The organism is Kiloniella majae, assembly GCF_002118315.1.
GTDB lineage: Bacteria > Pseudomonadota > Alphaproteobacteria > Kiloniellales > Kiloniellaceae > Kiloniella > Kiloniella majae.
Window position 1 is genome coordinate 567,478 of record NZ_MTSZ01000003.1, and the last position, 22,160, is coordinate 589,637.

Genomic DNA, 22,160 nt, shown 5'->3' on the forward strand with positions numbered 1-22,160 from the left:
ATGGTACCTCTCGGTAGGTAAAGATTTCACCATACATTAACTTCGCAGGTTGGCTTGGATTTGTACTCGAAACAAGAGCGTCTGGCGTGGGATGCGAAAAATAGAGCTCTCTATGAGTACTGGCTTTCCATTCACCCTGATAGTGACACACTTCCCGGGCGGCAACACCTTGATCCGATTGATATCCCATCCCTATTACCGAATGTCTGGCTTGTTGACGTTGTCAAAGATCCGGTCAGGTTTCGGTTTCGTCTGTTTGGCACAGCCCATTATGGTGCAATGGACCGGGACTGCACCGGAATGTGGATTGACGAAGCTTTTCCAAGCTTCCCGGGATCAGAAGTTTATAGCGACTATATAAATCTTATTGAGAATGGCGTGCCAAGCTATCGCAAAGGCCCTGCTTCATTCCATATTCCGAATTATAAAACGATAGAGCGTATTATGTTGCCTCTGGCTGAAAATGGTACTGATGTGAATATGATTTTGGCTCTGACGGTTTATTTTTAATTTCATTTGAATTTGTTTTGTTTGAGATATTTTTAGAGCACTTTCTTCTCTAAATTTTACGTTATTCCATTTTGACTATAACTCGTTTTCCCGGGGAAAAATCATGTCTGTAGTGCAAGAGCTCTATCTTGAAAAATTAATGGCTGCTTCCACGGCTGCACAAATGATTGAGGACAACAGCAATCTGATGATTTCGATGGGGGTGTCGATGCCTCCGGCCTTAATGCGGGCGGTTGCAGATCGGGCAATGAACAGGGACCTTACCTGTTTGAAAACGTATTACATGCATGCGAGCTCGTATGCTGGCGAGACAATTCTCGATCCGAAAATAATGTCTGTTATCAAGCCGCATTCGCTCTTTATGAGCAGTCATGATCGACAGATTGAAAAGCTTGGGTTGGAGCAAGGGGAGCGTTGGCTGGAATACATTCCAAGTACCTTTCATCAGGTCGGCCGCCTTATGAGTGAAACTTTGGGGGCAGATTGTTTTATTGCTACCGTCTCCCCTATGGATAGACACGGATACTTCAGTTTAGGGACCAATAGTGATTATGGAACCACAGTTGCGCGTAATTGTGGGAAGCTGATCATTGAAGTGAACAAGGAAATGCCAAGGGTTTTTGGTGAAGCACTCATTCATATTTCAGAAGTAGATGCCATTGTTGAAAATCATGTTCCCCTTCAGGAAGTTTTGCCATCAGCGCCACAAAAGGTGGATGAGGTTATTGCCAGGCAAATAGTCGAGTTGATCCCGGACGGCACGACTATTCAAATGGGGGTTGGTGGTGTGCCAAATGCCGTGGCTGGTTTTCTGGCAAAACATAACGATTTGGGGCTGCACAGTGAGCTGTTGTCACCGGGGATTATGGATCTGATAAAAAGTGGCGTTATCAATGGCCAACGTAAAACGTTACACAGATTGAAACACCTGTTTACTTTGGCGCTGGGTAACAAAGAACTCTATGATTTTATGGATGATAACCCATCGCTTGCGGGATACCCTGCTTCTTATATTAATGATCCGACAATTATTGCTCAGAACGAGAATATGATCTCGGTAAATTCAGCATTACAGGTTGATTTAACCGGTCAAATTAATGCTGAGTATCTAAGAGGGCGAGAGTTTAGTGGCCCGGGCGGGCAGCTTGATTTTGTGCGTGGTGCCTATGCGTCTCGTGGTGGCAAGTCTTTTGTTGCTTTGCATTCAACGGCAAAAGCGGGAAGTGTTTCTCGAATTGTATCTCAATTGGACGGGCCCGCGACGGACCCCCGGATGGATACACATCACGTTGTGACTGAATATGGTATGGTTGATCTAAAGGGCTTGTCACTTTCTCAAAGAGCAGAGTCTCTGATCTCTATTGCCCATCCTGATTTCCGGGATGAGTTGAGAGAAATGGCCAAATCACGTGGTTTGTTAAGCTGATTGTACTGTTAAATTGTATTGCCACAATCAAGGCATGTTATAATTATATGACGGGCTTTGTTGCGGTGCACAATTGATCTGGTTATAGTGGTCTCTACGCGTCATTGGGCACGAACATTATCGAGCATTATTCCCGGCACCACAGAGATCTATAAAATGGCTAAACGTACAACTATCCCACAGATTATGCGCCTTAAGGGGCAGCGCCCTATTGTAAGCCTAACGGCGTACACCGCATCACTGGCTAATCTGTTGGACGAACATGTCGATTTTCTGTTGGTTGGTGATAGCATGGGGATGGTTATTTACGGAATGCCTAATACCCTGAGTGTTACGTTGGATATGATGATTGCCCATGGAGCTGCGGTTGTACGGGGGAGTAAAAAGGCATGTGTAATTGTGGATATGCCATTTGGTAGCTATCAGGCATCTCCGGCACAGGCTTTTGAAAACGCGGCACGCATTATGTCCGAGACGGGGTGTGCAGGTATCAAGCTTGAAGGTGGCCAGGAAATGGCTGAAACTATCGCGTTTCTTGTCGAACGCGGTGTGCCTGTTTTGGCTCATGTGGGGCTGTTGCCACAACATGCCAACAGAGTTGGCGGATTTCTAACGCAACGCGATGAAGAGAAAATCTTGGCCGATGCTCATGCGGTCACTGAGGCGGGTGCCTTTGCGACCGTAATCGAGTGTACAGAACCTGCTATTTCGCGTCGGATAAGTGAAGAGATTGCAATTCCGACAATTGGTATTGGTGCTGGATCAGATTGCGATGGTCAAATTTTGGTGACTGAAGACATGATCGGTCAGGGAACAGGCTATGTTCCTTCTTTTGTTAAACGATACGCGCAAGTGCATGAAGATATCACCAAAGCGGTTCAGAACTATGCGAATGACGTTCGCAACCGGGATTTCCCCAGTAATTAATCGGTAACCCCAATAGTTATTTTGTGATCCCGATAGTTATTTTGTGATCAGAGTGATTTTTTAATTATTTCTCTAGCCAGAGTTTTAACTTATCTGGGGTCCTGGTGAGACCCTTTGTTATAAGCTCCTGCATTCGTGAGCCGTGGTAATATCGTTCTTCCTGAATTTTGTTTCTTTTCCATTGCTGCCAATGCAGGCCGTTGATGTGAATTTCCTGACCTTCTTGATCAGTGAAGCTCGATTTATTGAGAAACAGGCAAACTTGTTGCTCTGGGATCATGATTAGATCTTCAATCCTGCCAGCTATAGCTTTGGCACTTTTGATATAGGGCTCCTGCTTTTTCCGGCTTTCGGCTTTATCTTGTGCAAACAGATTGTCATTTTCAAACATGATCCCTGTGTCATCGAAATATAAATCCAAAGCTTCCAGAACCTTTCCCTGATTAAGCAGGTGGACTTGATCTTTTACGTTGGTTTCGAAATCATCTGGTAAAACATGCATTGGGAGATCCCTAACCGTTATAACGAATGGTATTTGGAGTGATTGTTTTTGCTTTTAGAGGTTACCGTCACTTTAGAAAGTAACATTATGTTGAACGAGCCTGTTTAGCTTCTCACTAACTTCTTAAGGTGGTCGAATTTTCTTTTATGATCTCGCAGGCTCTGACATAAGGGCATCAGGAATGAGAACGTGGATTTATCTCTGCTTTCTCACAATGGAGTTATAGACAACATATTATAAATGAGGGCATGAACGTGAGCGAAAGAAATACAGAAAGTGATGAGCTACTTGACGGTTTGAGAGACGAATTGGTTGAATTCGGCGCAGAAGACCTGATTGTTTTTGGTTTGAAGTACACAGATGATGATGAAATTGATCTTTCTATCTGGGATTCTTTAGGTGATCCGGAACTGGTTGCTGATCTATTGGAAGATTATGTAAAAGCGTATCGTCGCGAGAATAAGCCCAAAAAATAATCGACCTGATTAGTTAAGATTTAAAATTAAAAGAACGAAGATATGAGCGAAAACGAAACCAAAGATGAAGAGTTTTCATGGGATACTACTGTTACCCTTCGTGGCAGTGAGGTAGTTATTCCCCTTAAGGCCTCAGTGATCAAGCAAGAGATCGAAGACCAGATTTCGATTAAGGGCTCGCATCGAAAGGCTATCTTGCGATCTACCATCAAGAAATTTTCTGCAGGTTTGAAAAAAGGAGCAGAAAATTTACAGGACGAGGCTTTGCAGGAATTCCAGTGGAATGCTTTTATTCTGTTGATTGATGATATTATTGCCAACCGGCACATGGCAATGAGGTCAGATTCATCATTGGTTGAGGCAGCTATTGCTGACCCTCGGTTGCAAGCGCCAAAGTAATTCTGTTCGGTTATCGGGCTTAGAAGCCTGTTGTGTTTTCCGGGTTGTATCTATCTGGCAATAGGTGAAGCAAGAGTGTTGTAAGATGGAAAAGAGATTAACGGCGTCCCACTGGGGAACATATTATCTTTCTGTTGATCAGGGCAAGATTATTGCTGTTGAACCTCATGAAATGGATCCGGATCCATCCGCTATCGGCCAATCTTTTGTTGATGGTATACAACATGCCTGTCGCGTGAAGCGCCCTGCAGTTCGTAAAAGTTACCTGGAAAAAGGCCCTGGTGCAGCAACAGATAAACGTGGTGCTGAACCTTTTGTCGAGGTGGAATGGGATACTGCTTTTGAGCTTGTTGCCAAAGAATTGGATCGTGTTCGAACCGACTTTGGCAATCAGTCTATTTTTGCTGGATCTTATGGGTGGGCCAGTGCCGGGCGCTTTCATCATGCGCCAAGTCAAATTCATCGCTTTATGAATTCTATTGGTGGTTACACCAAATCCGTGAACACATACAGCTATGCTGCGTCTGAAGTAATTCTCCCCCATGTCGTTGGTACGATGGATTGGTTGCTGTCACAGCATACGTCCTGGCCCGTATTGGAAAAACATTGTCAGTTGATGGTAATGTTTGGTGGCGTGGCTCTGAAAAATGGGCAGATTAATGCTGGTGGTGTTGGCCGCCATTCGGCAAGGGAAGGTCTGCTTGCTTGTAAGAAGGCGGGTACAAGATTTGTTAATTTCAGCCCGATCCGCGAAGATGTTGACGATGCGTTGGATGCCCAACACCATCAACTCGTGCCTAATAGTGATGTCGCCATCATGCTTGCCTTGGCATACCATCTTTATGATGGCGGGCGACACGATCAGGAATTCCTGAATAAATACTGTGTTGGATTTGATCAGTTCAAGCCGTACCTGTTAGGAAAAACTGACGGACAGGCCAAAGACGCTAACTGGGCCGAGAGGATTTCAGGTGTTGAAGCATCGGTCATTCGTGATCTTGCGGAAGAGATGGCAAGTAAACGAACGATGATTACGGCCAGTTGGTCCCTTCAACGTGCGGATCATGGTGAGCAAACTCATTGGATGGCGATTGTTCTGGCTGCAATGCTGGGGCAAATCGGTTTGCCTGGTGGGGGCTTTGGGCTCGGGTATGCTGGCGTTAACGGTGTCGGACATCAATTCAGAAACTTTACTTGGGCGTCATTGGATCAAGGCGTCAATAATGTCCGGGATTTTATCCCTGTGGCGCGGATCAGTGACCTGCTGTTAAATCCGGGTGGTCGTTTTAGCTATAATGGACAGTGCTATACCTATCCAGATACCAAGGTGGTGTACTGGGCAGGGGGCAATCCATTCCATCACCATCAGGATTTGAACCGTCTGCTAAAGGCGTGGCAAAAGCCGGATAGTATTATTGTTCATGAGCAAACATGGAATGCATTGTCTCGTCACGCAGACATAGTTTTGCCGGCGACGATGACTGCCGAACGCAATGATATTGTTTGTGCAAAGCGGGATGATGATATCTTTGCCTTAAAACAGGTTGTTGAGCCTGTTGGAGAAGCCAAAAACGATTACGATATCTTTTGCGGGATCGCACGTGCGATTGGCGTTTTGGATCGTTTCAGTGAAGGTCGTGATGAAATGGATTGGCTCAAAGTGTTTCATGCGAAAAACCGTCAACGCGCTGCCAGCTTTGGTATCGATATGCCGGATTTTGACAGTTTCTGGGAGGCAGGAGAATATTCCCTGCCTGTTGGTAAAGAATTAGTCCTACTTGAAGATTTTCGGAATGACCCGGAAGGCCATAAGCTCAGAACGCCATCTGGATTGATTGAGATTTATTCCAAGACGGTTGCTTCTTTTAATTTGGAAAGTTGCCAGGGGCATCCGATGTGGCTGGAGCCTAAAGAGTGGCTGAGATCTTCTTGTGCCAAGAAATTCCCTTTACACCTTATATCAAATCAACCTGCAACGCGTCTGCATAGCCAGCTTGATCATGGAAAGACCAGTCAGGAAAATAAAGTGTCTGGCCGTGAAGCGATGACAATGCATCCTGATGATGCGTTGGAGCGAAACCTCGAGGTCGGTGATGTTGTTCGGGTTTTCAATGATCGCGGCGCCACCCTTGCGGGATTGCTTATTAGTACGGCAGTACAGCCCGGCGTTGTGCAACTTCCTACTGGGGCATGGTACGATCCGGTCGAGCCTGGGGTGATTGGCAGCTTGGATAAAGCCGGAAACCCCAATGTTTTGACCAGAGACGAAGGATCATCAGAGCTGGGGCAGGGACCAACGGCTCACTCAACACTTGTTGATGTTGAAAAATACTTAGGCCCTGTTCCAGAGGTTACAGTCTACACGCCCCCTGAAATGATATCTCGCTAGATGACACCAGAAATAAATGAAGTAGCAATGAAGGCGGCTTTTTAACCTTCATTCCTACTCATGAAGAGATATTACGGGCGATGGCTGTTTCCCCATTTGTAGTGTGCATTTTTCAGGCTGGCAAAAACCCAGCTATCGTTTTTTCTTGGGGCATCACTTTTACTAAAGGCAGCTGATGAGACCAAATGATAGGCGCCATTTTGGTAAACAAAAGTCGGCAATGATCTTTGCGCGACATTCGTGCCGCGACAAGGGATAGCACCAACGTGAGGCAGTTTTTGTTTGGAAAGCTGTTGCGAGCATCCACTGGAAAGGCGCACGGCATGTTCCCAGCCGTTGTGATACCCGGCGTTAAACATTTTAGCTGAACCTGATCTGAGTTGGCGGCGCATGCCTTTATTAAGACTCTTTAAACCTAGCCAACCTGTATATTGGCCCAGAGGTTCTTTTAGCGTCACAATTGCCCAGTCACCAGCTATGCTGGCAAGGCTATCTGGTGATTTCGGGTTGTAACTATCAGAAATTTCAACGCGGGCAACGTTTGAGGATGCTATATGTTTATCATGCTGATAGGCAGCACGATAATGAAGTTCATTGTTGTTCCACCATCGTTTCTCAGCCTTGTTGTAAAGGCAATTTGCTTGGGTAAATAGATGTTTTTTCCCGATCATGACGCCGGTGCAATGGTTCTTGCCACCAATGTTAAGGCGACCGATCGTACTCCAGGGGTAGGTCAGGGCGTTAACGGTACCTTTGCTGTTCTCTATCTTTGTAGATGAGGACTTTATCGATGAGGATGCTTTTGTGCCCTTTTCATTGTAGAAGGATGAGGCCTGTGTTGAAGGCGTGGACGCCGCTGATAAAATCAGCGCACTAAGACCGAGGGTGAAAGGCTTTGATATTTGAACGAAAAAGGCTGGATACTTATGAAACATCTACAAACAAACTCTTGTTGAAAACTCTGCGGTGAACTCTGTGGTGAGAATGAAAGTATCAAGTTGTTTTGTAGGTGGGTGTGACCATTTTGGGATTCTTTTTTTAACCGATTCTTAATAAATTCAGGCCTCTATAGCTAATCAAACTTTAAATTTGAAAGTTGGAGTTTGGCCCTGTTTCGAGCTTATTTATGTGAGAATTTGGAAAAATCTGGTGTGAAGAAGAGAAAATTCTTTACTATGGCTTGCTCTTAAGAGTTTGAAACGGTATAGCTATTACTGAATTTATTTCTGCTGTGGGTTGCAGCACTCATTAAGGGGTGGACAATGAAAACCAAAAGTTTTCTGTTCGGGGCTGTTGCGGCTGTGATCGCTGCTGCACCGGCAAACGCTGGTCCGCTGGACGCTATGTTCGGTGGTTTATTTGATACTGACAGTGCTCAGGGTCTTGAAGTTGAAGGTGTTCAGTTCAGCAACGCCTTGTACGACGGTTATCTTGCTCTTTCTGAAGAGCGTGATGATAACTGGGATCTTGTTGATGCCGAGCATTTTAATCACAAAGCACGTACTGCTGCGCGCCGTTCTTCCGTTTTGCCAGATGCACCGGATGATCGCTGGTTGCGCGATGATCAGAAGCCTGAATTCGCTGACGCGCTTTTACGTATGCGCAAAGCTTTTGATCGTGGTGGTCGCGTTGTAGCACCGCAGTTGGCTGCTAAAGCTCAGGTTAATTATGATTGCTGGATTGAGGCAACTGAAGCTGGTCGTTCCGTTCAATATCAACCTTCATCACGTGGTGCTGAATGTAAGGAAGCTTTCGATGCTGCGATGAACGGTCTTGATGCACTTGCAACTTTCAAGTTGACAGACTTCCAGCCATATATCTCTCCTGCACCAGCTGCAGAAGAAGCGCCATTGGCAAGCTCTTTCCTCGTGTACTTCAACTTTGACAGTACTGTTGCTACAGACGCTGGACGCCAATCTTTGGAAGAAGCGCTTTCAGCAGCTCAAGGCAATGATGCATCGACTGTTCGTATGGTTGCGCACGCTGACCGTTCAGGTGCGGTTGATTACAACCAGGCACTTTCTCAGCGTCGTCTTTCCGTTGTGATGGAAGCAATGGCCCGTGCTGGTGTTGATGTAGGACGTATCGTTCCGGATGCTGTTGGTGAGACACAGTCTCTGATCCCAACTGAAGATGGTGTTCGTGAGCCTGGTAATCGTGTTGTGGAAATTGACCTGGTTCAATAACCTGATCTCACTATGAAAATTTGACCTCATAGGTCATCTAAAAGCCCTGCCGATTCGGTGGGGCTTTTTTTGTTGTTTAACTAGGGATTTAATGAAGTCCCTCTCAAGCGGTAACGCTTGGGAAAGGATTCTTTAGCTCTTTGTTAGTTCAAATGTCCTATAAATGCCTTGTATAGGGGAAATTACGTAGTATCGGGGGCTGCTATTTATGGTTAAAATAAAGTTAATAAGTTAAACTCATACATATAGGTGTAGTATTTGGGAATGATTCACTTGAGTTGAATTCACTTCCTAGTAATATTAACTCAAAGTTTAATGGGCGCAGTGCGCCTTGTAAGAATATGTGCCGTACAAAGTCGTACATACTCGTCGTGCATACAGAGGCACAAGACATAGGAACCTTAAGGGGGATTCCAAATGACTGATGATATTAAACGAAATGATGGTGAAGCAATGGTAGATACAAATGATGTGAATGTCGTTGGGGAAACTGGGCGTGATGTACTGGTCGGACAGGCTGCGGGGGCAGTTGACGTTTCGGCACCGGGCGCAGGGGAAACAGTCAATGTTTCTCTTGTCAAAGGACAGAGCGCGAACCTTAACTTCGACGCAACTGCTGCCACGCCAGTCGTTGACGGTAATGATTTCGTTCTGACATTCGACTCAAACGGTGACGGGGAAGCCGACAGTCGAATTGTTTTCCAGAATTTGGTCGAAGAATCTCAAGGCGCGGATGCGCCTGTTCTTATTATTGGCGGTGTTGAGTTGTCCGCCGGTCTTTTGATCGGTCAGGCACAGGCCCTTGCCGAAGGTGAAACCCTTGAAACAGCAGCTGGCGCAGGTGCTGGTCCGGCTGGCGGCGGCGGAAGCGTCTATAGTGATGATCTCGGTAGTGCGATTGATCTCCTGAATGCGCAAGGCGTGATCGACCCGACAGAACTTCAGTTCGGTTTACTTGGTGGGCAAGACGAAATCACCGACCCTGCACAGGGTACTTTGCTGATCAGTTTCATTACAGCAATTACCGAAGTTGAAGAAGGTCCAAACGGTGGCATTACGGGTTCTTTTGGTGGCGGTTTCGAGGATTGGCTCCCTAACCATCATTTGAGCGACGGTGACGACGGGTTGGATAGTGATCCTTTTGTGGGTGGCTCTCTTGAAACCTATGCTGCACCGATGCGCATGGTGCTAACTTTTGTTCCTGCTGACAATGAAACGCTTGATTCTGTTGTTATTAATGAACTGCCTGAAGGCGTGCGTTTGTTTATTGGTGGCAGTGATGAAGCTGATGAATATACGGGCGGCTTCCCTGTAACGGTCTCTCCTTCTGATTTCGCTGACGTTTATGTTCTACCTCCGCAGCATTCTGATGCGGATATCACAATCACGGGTTCTGCAACAATTTCAGACCCGGATTCAGGTGAAAGCGCAACACTTGGCTATTCAACAGTCGCTATTGTTGATGCTGTCGCAGATGTGCCTCTAGGATTGGAGGTTAGTGCCCCTTCAGATACTCAAGATGTTGTATCTACAGACGACAATCTCAATTTAAACTCCGTTAATGTTGAATCGGAACCTACAAACGATGGTTCGAATGATTCAGATTTGAATATTGGTCAGTCGGAAGAGCAGTTAGTCTCTGTTAATGTCAGTGTTGAATTTGCTGATTATGAGGATGATTCTGAAGCGCACGAGATCATTATAGATGGTGTTCCTGAAGACTGGGATATCGTGGCAATTTCAGGCGCCCAAATTTGGCAGATGCAAGGCGATAAGGTTTTTGCTGTAACCTTTGATAGTGAAGGTCGCGAGCTACTGGAGGATGTAACAGATAACCTGGCGGCTCTACCTGCTTCACTGCAATATCAGATTGCGCTTGCAAGCGGTGAACCTCGCGGAGCGGGCGAGTTTTCCTTAGAAAGTAACACATCAGGACTAGGTCCAGATGGTGAGTCTATTGGTAATGAAACCGGGTCTGATGAATTCGTTCGTTACTTTATAGATGTTTCTGAAGTTGTTGATGGGAATGGTGGTCAATTTAATAAGACGATCGAGTTCGATCCGAATGACTGGACAAACACTCGTAATGCAGATGGCTCTTATCGTACAATTACTGTAGAAGGCGAAGATGGACCTGTCGAGCAGCGGGTTAATAGCTCTGCAAATCTTGAAGTAAGAGCCGTTGCAACAGAAATTAATACGTCTGGTGATGAGCTTACAGACCCTGATGGCACGCCCGTCGATGAAAATAATCAGTCTGTTACTGACGCGAAAACGATTGAAGTTTCTATTACGGAAAATGAGCCGTTTGTCGGATCTGTTTCTCTTTCATATGATGAGACGACACGTGTCGATGATGGTGATCCTCAGCCAACTGACGAAGTTGTTGATCTATCAACTATTACTGATATTACAGGTGGAACGCCTGATGTTGCTCTTCCTGATGGTGTGACTTTACAGCTTTCAGCGCCACCTATTGGCGCGGCTCAAGGGGCGCTAGCTTATAATCTCTATACAGATGGATCCAATGATGAAGATGATCATTCGGATGATTCATATAATACAGTTGATAATGCAGTTGTGACGCAAACAGTTGATTCCGATCCGACGCCCTCTGTCCCGAATAATGGGTTGGAAAATATCGCTTTTGATGCCGTAAACGGTCCTAGTGGCTTGGTCACAACTGGCGGAGAAACCATTAATCTATTTAATGATGCGAATGATAATATTGTTTGGGGCATCACAGATACTGGCGTTGTTGCCTTTAAAGTTGTTATCAGTGAAGACAACGATGGTGTAGATGGAGATAACCTGGAAAACGGTGCACATACTGGATCAATTACTTTTGTTCAGTATGTTGCAATTCAACATTCTGAAGAAAATCCGGAAGATCATGATCCAACATCTCACGATGAAGAAGTGCGATCAGGTTCTGACTTCTCACTTGGGTACACGATTACTGATGATGAAGGGGATACTGATACAGGTACTTTCAATATAGATATTGAAGATGATGGCCCTGTTATTACAGGTAATGAAGTCATTTCTGTTGACGAGAGTAATCTTCTGGGCGGAAATAATGGGCCAGATGGTACTAATGATGGTGATGCCGATAATGCAAAACCGATCACGGCACAGGGTACGTTTGATAACTTTGAATTTGGTACCGATGGTGAACTGGCAGATGACGGTACAACAGATGCACGGGATGGCATTAAGATTGACCTAACAAGTGTTAGTGATCATAACGATACCTCTGCTGCGCTTGTAACGTCTAATGGTGATGTTCCTGTTAACCTTATCCAGATTGGGAACGTTCTCTATGGCTATACAGGTGCGGAACCAACTGCACCACTAAACGCCTCGGATGATAATTTGGTGTTCACGCTAAGTGTGGATGGCGATGGTAACTATCAATACAGCCAGTATCAGGCGTTTGAACATTACGATACAGCGAACACCAATGAAGATCTAAATCTAGAGTTTAATGTAACCATTACTGATGGTGACAAAGATACAGCAAGTGCGACAATTTCGCTTACAGTTAAAGACGATGCGATTATTAACAATGATGTTGATGCGATTGTTGCGACGGTTCATGAAGATGCGCTAAGTATCTTTAATCCCTTTCTGGAAGATTCTTCAGAGGGTAATGATGATCCAAATGATACTGAAACGGCTTTTATCGCTAATGTTGATTTAGCTAGTCGAGTTGACGCTGGTGCGGACACGCCTGCTCGTTTTGAATTAAACGATGAGATTTCGGGCACTAAAGTAATGTCTGGTGATCAAGTTGTTACATCAAAAGGTGGCGAAATTACCTATGTTTGGGTAAGTGAAACACAAGTTAATGGTGTTGTCGTTGGTGATGGACTTTTCGGTAGTGATCGGGTTGTCTTCGAGATAAAGAAAGTGGCTGGCGGTTTCCAGTTTGACCTTGATGACCAGATTGACCATCCCGTACCAACTGAAGGTAACGAATTTCCTGGCGACAGAGAAATTTTACCTCTTGATCTTTCCAGTGTTTTTGAAGCATTTGATGCTGATGGAGATTCTGTCGTATTGGACAGTGCTGTAACAATTAATGTGCAAGATGATGTTCCCGAAAACAATTCTAAGGAAGCACTCAGATATAAAGTTAATGAAGACGCATTGGATCGTCCTGGTGATCTATCTGATGGCAACGATGATCGATTTGATCGAGAAACGGCTTTTATCAGAAATATAAGTTTAGCCAGTCGTGTATCCGTCGGCGCTGATGAATTTGTCCGATTTGAGTTCAACGATGCTGTTACTCTTACGGGTAGCCCTGTTACGAGACCAGATGGAACACCGATTACTTCTCAAGGAGATTCGGTTACTTACGTTTATGTAAGCCCAACACAAGTCAATGGTGTTGCTGGCAATCCGGCACGAGTTGTCTTTGAAGTTCGTAAGGTTTCCGGTGGTTTCCAGTTTGATCTTGAAGACCAGATTGACCACCCTGTGCCAACTGAAGGTAACGAATATCCTGGCGACAGAGAAACTCTTCCTCTTGATCTTTCCAGTATTTTTGAAGCCTTTGATCGTGATGGCGACAGTGTTGTTCTTGAAAAAGCTGTCACTGTTCAGATTGAAGATGATATTCCACTTAACAATGATGAAGATGCGATTGTTGTTGGAGTAAACGAAGATGCTTTGACGACAGTTGATGGTGAAGATCTTTCAGAAGGTAATGATGATGCTGGTCAGTCGAAGAGTGCGGATATCAAGTATGATGATTTGGTTGCACAGGTTTCGGTTGGAGCTGATGAGCCTGCACGTTTTGAGTTGAACGATGCTGTTAGCGGTAATGTAATGACAGTAGCCGTTCCTGCGGATGGTGATGTTGCTGCCGTTCCTGCTTCTGCTGTTACATCTAAAGGTGATGCTGTTAAGTATAGCTTTGTTGCTGCGACAGTTGATACCCCAGCGATGATTGTTGGTGTTGCCGGTTCTCCAGAGCGGATTGTGTTTACGCTTAAATCCGATGGTGCAGGTGGTTTTGTCTTTGAACTGAATGACCAGATTGATCACGCTGATGATACTGCGAATGATGACAGTCAGGTTCTGAACCTTGATCTGTCGGGAGCGATTGAAGCTTTTGATGCTGATGGCGACAGTGTTGTTCTTGATACTGCTGTCATTGTTCAGATTGAAGATGATATTCCGATCAATCAGACAGAAGGTTTGGTTAATGTCACTGTCCATGAAGATGCTTTGACAGGTCAGAGTACTGGTAATGATGAAGGTGGTAAGGTTTCCAGTCATGCAATCAGTGCTACTGATCTTGCTGCGACGGTTTCCGTTGGAGCAGATGAGCCTGTTCGTTTCAGCCTTAACACTCTTGCTGCGGATGCAGACGAGACTGTTGATGATGAGAGCATTGATGGTGAAGCTGTTCTGGATACGAATAATAACCCGGTTACCTCTGGCGGTCCTCTGAACACGGTTGTTTACAAGGTAGTTGGAGGCAAGATCCAAGGTGTTGTTGAGGGCCCGATTGGCGACGGTTCAGATGACCGTGTTGTATTTGAGCTTACTTCCGATGGTTCCGGTGGATTTGTTGTAACGCTTGTTGATCAGATTGATCACCCTGCAGCGACTGATGGTGCTGATGCGACAGGTGATGATGAGACGCTTGGTCTAAATCTTTCCGGTGCGTTTATCGCAACAGATGCAGATGGTGACTATGTCGTTCTTGATACTGCTGTCACTGTTCAGATTGAAGATGATATTCCGATCAATCAGACAGAAGGTTTGGTTAATGTCACTGTCCATGAAGATGCTTTGACAGGTCAGAGTACTGGTAATGATGAAGGTGGTAAGGTTTCCAGTCATGCAATCAGTGCTACTGATCTTGCTGCGACGGTTTCCGTTGGAGCAGATGAGCCTGTTCGTTTCAGCCTTAACACTCTTGCTGCGGATGCAGACGAGACTGTTGATGATGAGAGCATTGATGGTGAAGCTGTTCTGGATACGAATAATAACCCGGTTACCTCTGGCGGTCCTCTGAACACGGTTGTTTACAAGGTAGTTGGAGGCAAGATCCAAGGTGTTGTTGAGGGCCCGATTGGCGACGGTTCAGATGACCGTGTTGTATTTGAGCTTACTTCCGATGGTTCCGGTGGATTTGTTGTAACGCTTGTTGATCAGATTGATCACCCTGCAGCGACTGATGGTGCTGATGCGACAGGTGATGATGAGACGCTTGGTCTAAATCTTTCCGGTGCGTTTATCGCAACAGATGCAGATGGTGACTATGTCGTTCTTGATACTGCTGTAACAGTCACAGTTGAAGACGATGTTCCCGTTGCGAATAACGATGATTATACCAACCAAGGTAATGACTGTCTGACACTGACCAACTCTGTTGATGTTGATGTTCTCGCAAATGATAGTGTTGGTGCTGATGATCCTGCGACAGTGACGAAGGTTACTTTTGATGGTCAGGATTATGATGTTCCTGCAACAGGTACAACAATCATTAAAGGTGAATTTGGTGAGTTGGAAATCGGAGCAGATGGTAAGGGAACTTACACTGCATACGAGGAAGATCATTTTGAAGTTACCAATACTGTTGGTAGTGCTGGAACTTCAGGTTCATCTGCCGATTGGAACGACGTGAAGCTTTATGCCTTTGAAGCTGGAGAAGCCCTTGATCTAACGCCAGGCGGGCTGAATGATCCTAATGACCAAGTTACCTTCACTGGTCGTGGAATTGGTGTTCAAGGAAATCAAACCAGTGGTGGAAGTCAGAATCAAATTAATCATGACCTGAATACTGATGATAGTCAGAAGCTAGTTGTTGATTTTGATGAAGGTGTAGATCGCGCGACAATTACCCTGTCTAACATCTTTAAAGATGAAGGTGGCTCGACCGGGCATGAGCAGGGCACTTGGAAAGCCTATGATGCGGACGGTAATATCGTCGGTGCAGGTGTTCTTGACAGCTCGTCACTTGATTTTGGTAGCAGCAATAATGTTGCGACAATTTCAATTAACCCTCCTGCGGACTTCCAGTATCTTGTTTTTGAAGCGACTGAATATGAAAATGATGGAGCTTCTGGAGGCGACTCTTCGGATTATTTTGTCCGCGCAATCGAATATACAACCAGCCCGGATGTACATGGTAAAGATGTATTTACCTACACAATGTCGGACGCTGATAATGATACTGACACTGCTGATATCTGTGTCTGTGTCGATGATAAGGGGGTGTATATAACTGATTTAACACCAGCATTACTGGGTGGTGATGCGATTGTTGATGAAGATGATCTTCCTGATGGAAGTGATGATACCCCAGAGACAACAACGGTTACCGGTGATTTCAAGATTACGGCTGAAGATGGTCTTGATTGTATTATTATCAAAGGAGAATCTGGAGACATAACTATCACAAAAACAGAATTATTAGCTTCTGGAACTACACCTGTCTCAATTACGACTGAACTCGGTAACATTCTTACAATTACCGGGTACAATTCAGCCACTGGTGTTGTTAGTTATAGTTATGAGCTGAAAGATAGTGAAAATCATGCGCCGGGTGCGGATGAATTGTTTGATGATATCGCGTTAACAGTGAAAGATACTGATGGCGATGAAGTCTCTGCGACACTTGCTATCCAGATTATTGATGATGTTCCTACAGCCGTTAATGATACTGACATAGTTGATGATACACCGGACAGTGGTAATAATACTGCGACAGGTAACGTGATGACTGCTGCAGGGACTGCTAATGGCGGTAAAGACACAGAAGGTGCTGATGGTGCTGATGTTACAGGCATTGTTAATGGTACAGGTTCAGTAGGTACATCGCTAACAGCTGATGGTACGTATGGAACGATCACGATAGATGGTGATGGTAACTATACCTACACTGTTACAGCCTCCGACTATCCTTCTGGAGCTAAAGAGACCTTTACCTATCAACTCACGGATGGTGATGGGGATACAGATACAGCAACGCTGACAATTGATCTTAGAACTCTTATTACACCGCCGACAGTAACGGTTGAAGTTTCCGACCCTGATGGGGATGGTAGTCTTTCAGCAGGTTTGCTTGAGGACACATTTGGTGAGATCAAGGTTACAGCTAAGTCTGTTAATGATGATCAGATTTCCAAAGTTATTTTGGATATTCCTTCCGATGTCACAGTTGAGAACGGTGCTTTTACAATAACAATTAACGGTTCTGTCATTGACCCGAGTGATTATGTTGTTTCTTCAACAGGTACAGAAACAACATTTACTCTTGATACACCAACAACACATGATGTTATTGTTACATTCAATGCGAAAGCTGCTGCGAACAAGGGTGATGACATTGCTATTACTGCGAATGCTGTTGTTGTTGACGGTAGCTTGGAAGCAAGCAGTAATAATGGTCCGACGGGGATCACAGTTGATGCTGTTGTTGATGGATCCGAGCTTGGCTATGGTAACCTGAGTGGTTCGGATAATGGTCCGATTTCTCTGGGGCTGACGATTTCTCTGGGTAATGACAGTACAACAAGTGCATCAACACTTGATGCCGGCGGACCTGACTTTGAAGCTCAGGGTGGTACAGATGTTGATGGTTCCGAGAGCATCACGATTGTTGAAGTTAGCTTAAGCTCGGGCAGTCTTGGAGGATTTGGCGGCCTTATACCTGATACGTCAACTTCAAATGTTTGGAAATTTGATACTTCCGGTATGACCGAGGCGCAGGTTAACACCTGGATCCAAGGCCTTAAGGTTACACCAGTTCAAGGTGTGACAGGTGATATAGATGTTACAGTAAAAACAACGACAGTTGATGCTGAAGTTGGTAATGCTCTGACCGATGCTAACAATACTGATGAGGATACCTATAGCTTTAAGGTTGATATTAAGGATACAGGACCAGAGATTGGTACTCCTGAGAAACTGAATGTCGACGAAAGTCATCTTCCAGAAGGAACTGATGCCAATAATGATGGGGATAGTGATGACACCGCCATTACTGACACAGGCAGCTTTGGCACCTTTGGTGGAGGTCTTGATGGAATTGCGTCTATTGCCCTTAGCCTGAATACAACTGGCGTTACGACATCAGATGGTGATCTCTCTGTAAATACGATTCAGGTTGGTAATGTACTCTACGGGTATACTGGTGCGGATTTGAGCACAGGTGAGACAGTCTTCACTTTTGGCATTACTACGGGCGGGGATTACACATACAAACAATATGCTGCACTGGAACATCCAGATCACCCGACCAACCACAACGAAGATTTAACATCTGGTTTGTCGTTTAATGTCGAGTTGACAGATGGTGACGGCACAAAAGCGGATGCAGATGTTACTGTTGAAGTTCTTGATGATGGTCCAACCATGACCGGCAGCACTATTTGTCTGACCGAAACCCATGTAACGTCCATTGTTGGTTATCAATTAGAGGATTTGAACGGGATTACACCTGTAACTGTTACATCCCGTGGTGAAACAGAAGCTGATTATAAAAACAGTTTTGGTTTCTACTATGCGGATGCAAATGGAAAGCCAATTGGTGGCGAGATTATTGTGTCGAACGAAAAAGATCTCGATGTTGGTTCTCCGGTTACATTTGATGTTAACCCGATGACTGTCGGTGCTGTTTCAATTGGCTTCTTCCTTATCCCGGATGGTGCGGGAGCAAATACTGGTCTCACAGGCGGGCCGGTTACGTTTGTGGAAGATGCACCTGCGGGATCAAATAAATGGTCCGTGGTTAAAGACGGCGTAACTCTGAACTCTTCTCAAGCAGAGAAGCTTTATTTCAGTGATCCGACCCTTAACCCTGATGGTGATCCTGATGGGGCTTCTGGTCCGCTACCATCTGGCTTGCATGTACAGGATCTGATTACGGCACCTGGTAACCAGAATTGGGAAGATTTAAATATTGATGTTGGTGATAAAGATTATGATGATGTTAACCTTCAGGTAAATATCACTGAAAATTCTGCCTTTGGTCAGATTACATTTGATACCGGGGCCGATACGCCGGGTACATTTAAAATCACAGGGCCAACCAATATACAATCTGGCAAAACTGATGTGGTTGCGACCTCTTCTACAGATGATGGTATTATTACAGTCACGGGTACAGCAGGTGATACAGTTGTCTATGAACTTGTTTTCGACACTGCAACAGGTAAATACGAATTTGTAAGTATGGCTCCGTTGGATCACACTGATTCTGCTGATCTGAATGTTGTTTTCAACGTTACCTTGACAGATGCTGACAAAGACAGTGTTTCTGCTGATATCACTGTAAAGGTATCGGATACCGGGCCTCTGGCAGTTGAAGATACAGAGAGTGTTGCCGAAGGGGCAGCTACGATTACTGGTGATGTCACAGAAAATGATGATTTTGGTAGTGATGGTCGTGGTAAGGTATCAGAGGTTAATGGTGATAGTGACAATATTGGCAAGCCGATCACTGGAACTGCGGGCGGCACGTTTAAAATCAACACTGATGGCACTTATGAATATACTCCGCCAGCAAATGTTGATAACTCAAACGGCAATCCTGTTGATACGATAAGCTATACGATTATTGACAGCGATGGATCTCCATCGACCAGTACCCTGAAAGTGACAATTACTGATACAGGACCTGTTGTCGGGAAACCTGTGAACAGTATTGTTGACGAAGAAGGTTTAATTAACGGTAATGTTGATGATCCTTATGTTGGTGACAGCAGTGGTTCAGATACTTCCGTATCCAATGTAGATCTTGATATCACTTTTGGTCCTGACGGGGCTGGCACTGTGACTTTTGATCCTTCTGAGATTGATTTCTCTGGCCTCAAATCGGGTGGAGAAGATGTTAACTTTGTGGTTCTTGATAATGGAAATGGCGCTCTAGTCGCCTATACTGGTGATACACCTCCGTCATCGACAACTGCTGGATCTGTGGTTTTCCATGCGTCATTGAACAACTCGGGAAGTGGGTCCTATAACTTCACACAGGTGAAGCCACTGGATCATCCAACAGCAGATACAGAAGATAATATTGACCTGACCTTTGCTTTTACAGCGAAGGATGGTGATGATAGCTCTGTTCCTGGTAAATTTACAGTTACTGTCGATGATGATGGGCCCGTTGTTGGTGATCCCGAGGCAGTGGTTTTGGATGAACCAACGGCAGCGATTTATAATCTTGTGTTTGTTCTGGATACATCTGGAAGTATGAATAGCTCTTCAGGGGCTGTTAATAACGATGGAAGCACTATTAGCAGATTAAACCTTGCGAAAGATTCGATCACACAATTGATTGCAGGCTATGAAGCGCAGGGCGGTGTAAACATTCAGATCGTCACCTTTGATTCAGGGGATACTCTGAGCGCTGCATCGTCTATTTCGGGTACTTTTACATCTACAGGTGAAGTAGAGACATACTTCTCCGGGATTAGTGCAGGTGGTGCTACGAATTATGATGCGGGTCTAACGCAAACCCTGACCAATCAACAAGTTCTCAATCTTACTGGCGAAAAAGCTGTTTATTTCCTCTCAGACGGAATGCCAAATTCTTCTAATGCAAACACTGAAGTTGATGGGACTCCTGGCGCAGGTATTGATACTGAAGATTCTGCTGCTTGGTTTGCTGGCTTGCCAACAGGAACAGATGTTCACGCTGTTAGTGTTGGTACCAACTTATCGACCACTAACCTTGATCCAATAGATAATACTGGTGGTGCACAGGTTATTCCAGGAGATGAGTTGCTGCCTACACTTTTGGCAACACTTCCAAGTTCAACATCAGGTAATGTTCTAACCAATGATAGTTTTGGAGCGGATGGTAAAGGTGATACAGCGCTAAAATCGATTGCTGTTGGTGGTGCTATCTATACCAATACATCTGATGTTGGCGGGGATGTCTTGAGTAAAGTCGGTTCGACAATAACCATCAAAACAGAGGCTGGCGGACAGCTATCTGTTAACTTTATAACAGGTGCTTATACTTACGCCGCACCGTCAGTTGAAGAAACAACCATTGAGACATTCGATTATATTATTCAAGATGGTGATGGTGATACTGCATCTTCTAGCCTGACTGTTACCGTCAATGATGTTCCTGTTGATAATCCAAATATTCTTAATGGATCTTTGGTTACGAACAGTAATTCTAATGGACAGAGCTTTATCTTCACTTTCTATGATGAAGATGATCCAAAGAATGCTTATTCTAAGGTCATCTCATTGGATAACACTGGTCAGGAAGGTAATGATGTTCTTTCCGGGCATGATGTTGGTTTTGCTATCGATCCGAATAAGAATTACATCACGTCTCTAGAAGCTACAGATACTGATGGTGGACAGGTTCAAGTGACTTATTTTGAGGTTGAAGGAACTGTACTGGTTTCCAAAGGTGGTGGTAGTCATCCTCATTTGAGTGATAGTGCTGACGGTCCTGGTGGACAGGATACCTTTGCGATTATCGGCAAAGTTAAGCCATCTATGAGTGGCCCAACTGAAATCATTAAAGAAGCAATTCTTGATGATGGCAATACCGATGGCACTCCGACTGGAAGTTCCAATGATCGTTCTGATTACCTCTGGGGTGGCTCTGATAATGATTTAGATAGAGTGGCAGATACTCGAGGCAGCGATGGTGGAGGAAATGAAAACTCAATCATCAATGCTGGTGATGGTTTCGATGATTTATTTGGCCGTGGTGGAAATGATATTCTTGTTATGGATCTGGATAACAACAATGAGTGGCTTGATGGTGGCTCAGGTTTTGATCTAATACGAATAGATGCGCCAGTTGATCTATCTGAGAGTAGCCTAGATAATGGTAGTGATATACACGTAGAAGATGACGGTCATGTTTTCTACACAATGGATATGTCTAGCTATTTAGCCAATACCTTCGATGTTTCTAAAATTGAAGGAATCCTTCTTACTGAAGATGCGGCAGGTTCTGAAAATGTTGGTATTGATTTGAGCCTAACAGCGGCTGATGTGCTTGATATAACTTCCGGTAACTCTGGTGCAGATGCAAATACGCTTCATATCATGGGAACGGATGGCGATCGTGTAACATTAACCGATCAGGATAATTCTGGTGCAGAGTGGACCAAGGGCTCGACTACTGATGGCTTCACGACCTACACAAATGCTTCGTCTATATTGAAAGTTGATGAAGATATTGAAGTGACAGATCTTAATGGGGATGTATTTTAAAACATTCTTGTAAAGTGAAAGTGCTAATTAAAGGGGCTTCTAATTGGGAGCCCCTTTTGTATGTTTCTTTATTTATAGAAATGTATTGGGACGCTTTAGTTGAAAACTCCCGTCAATTAACAGGTAACAG

General features: G+C 44.8%; 10 protein-coding genes. 8 read left to right on the forward strand and 2 right to left on the reverse strand.

The genetic code is table 11. The annotated features are described in order from the left end of the window. The first annotated feature begins 60 nt into the window (after nucleotides 1–60). The 3 genes from BKB51_RS12245 (at nucleotide 61) to panB (ending at nucleotide 2,863) form a co-directional block, all read left to right on the forward strand. Nucleotides 61–510, forward strand: a complete 450-nt coding sequence (locus tag BKB51_RS12245; protein WP_158090218.1) for a PAS domain-containing protein — start codon at nucleotides 61–63, stop codon at nucleotides 508–510. Nucleotides 511–613: 103 nt separating this feature from the next. Beyond that, the gene (locus BKB51_RS12250) at nucleotides 614–1,936 is read left to right on the forward strand and encodes an acetyl-CoA hydrolase/transferase family protein (protein ID WP_198946717.1); all 1,323 of its coding nucleotides are present in this window, start codon (nucleotides 614–616) and stop codon (nucleotides 1,934–1,936) included. 156 nt (nucleotides 1,937–2,092) lie between these two features. Beyond that, entirely contained in the window at nucleotides 2,093–2,863 is a 771-nt protein-coding gene (panB, locus tag BKB51_RS12255) for a 3-methyl-2-oxobutanoate hydroxymethyltransferase (RefSeq protein ID WP_085901359.1), read from the forward strand. A 64-nt stretch (nucleotides 2,864–2,927) separates the two neighbouring features. On the opposite strand, the gene BKB51_RS12260 is transcribed toward panB, so the two are convergent. After that, complete coding sequence (locus BKB51_RS12260) at nucleotides 2,928–3,365, reverse strand: hypothetical protein (protein ID WP_085901360.1); 438 nt, start codon at nucleotides 3,363–3,365, stop codon at nucleotides 2,928–2,930. 254 nt (nucleotides 3,366–3,619) lie between these two features. On the opposite strand from BKB51_RS12260, the gene BKB51_RS12265 reads away from it, so the two are divergent. The 3 genes from BKB51_RS12265 to BKB51_RS12275 all read left to right on the forward strand — a co-directional run bounded on the left by BKB51_RS12265 (nucleotide 3,620) and on the right by BKB51_RS12275 (nucleotide 6,629). Then, nucleotides 3,620–3,841, forward strand: a complete 222-nt coding sequence (locus BKB51_RS12265; RefSeq protein WP_125911835.1) for a hypothetical protein — start codon at nucleotides 3,620–3,622, stop codon at nucleotides 3,839–3,841. Between the two features lie 42 nt (nucleotides 3,842–3,883). Then, nucleotides 3,884–4,240 carry a hypothetical protein gene (locus BKB51_RS12270; RefSeq protein ID WP_085901362.1) on the forward strand — a complete coding sequence of 119 codons (357 nt, stop codon included), beginning with the start codon at nucleotides 3,884–3,886 and terminating at the stop codon, nucleotides 4,238–4,240. 85 nt (nucleotides 4,241–4,325) lie between these two features. Further along, on the forward strand, nucleotides 4,326–6,629 hold the full coding sequence (locus tag BKB51_RS12275; protein WP_085901363.1) for a molybdopterin guanine dinucleotide-containing S/N-oxide reductase: 2,304 nt from the start codon (nucleotides 4,326–4,328) through the stop codon (nucleotides 6,627–6,629). Nucleotides 6,630–6,700: 71 nt separating this feature from the next. On the opposite strand, the gene BKB51_RS12280 is transcribed toward BKB51_RS12275, so the two are convergent. Beyond that, entirely contained in the window at nucleotides 6,701–7,564 is an 864-nt protein-coding gene (locus BKB51_RS12280) for a trypsin-like serine peptidase (protein WP_085901364.1), read from the reverse strand. Nucleotides 7,565–7,891: 327 nt separating this feature from the next. On the opposite strand from BKB51_RS12280, the gene BKB51_RS12285 reads away from it, so the two are divergent. Both BKB51_RS12285 and BKB51_RS12290 read left to right on the forward strand, forming a co-directional pair. Next, nucleotides 7,892–8,815, forward strand: a complete 924-nt coding sequence (locus tag BKB51_RS12285) for an OmpA family protein (protein ID WP_085901365.1) — start codon at nucleotides 7,892–7,894, stop codon at nucleotides 8,813–8,815. Between the two features lie 417 nt (nucleotides 8,816–9,232). Further along, nucleotides 9,233–22,030, forward strand: coding sequence for a DUF5801 repeats-in-toxin domain-containing protein (locus tag BKB51_RS12290; protein ID WP_085901366.1), 12,798 nt, complete (start codon nucleotides 9,233–9,235; stop codon nucleotides 22,028–22,030). Nucleotides 22,031–22,160: the final 130 nt, after the last annotated feature.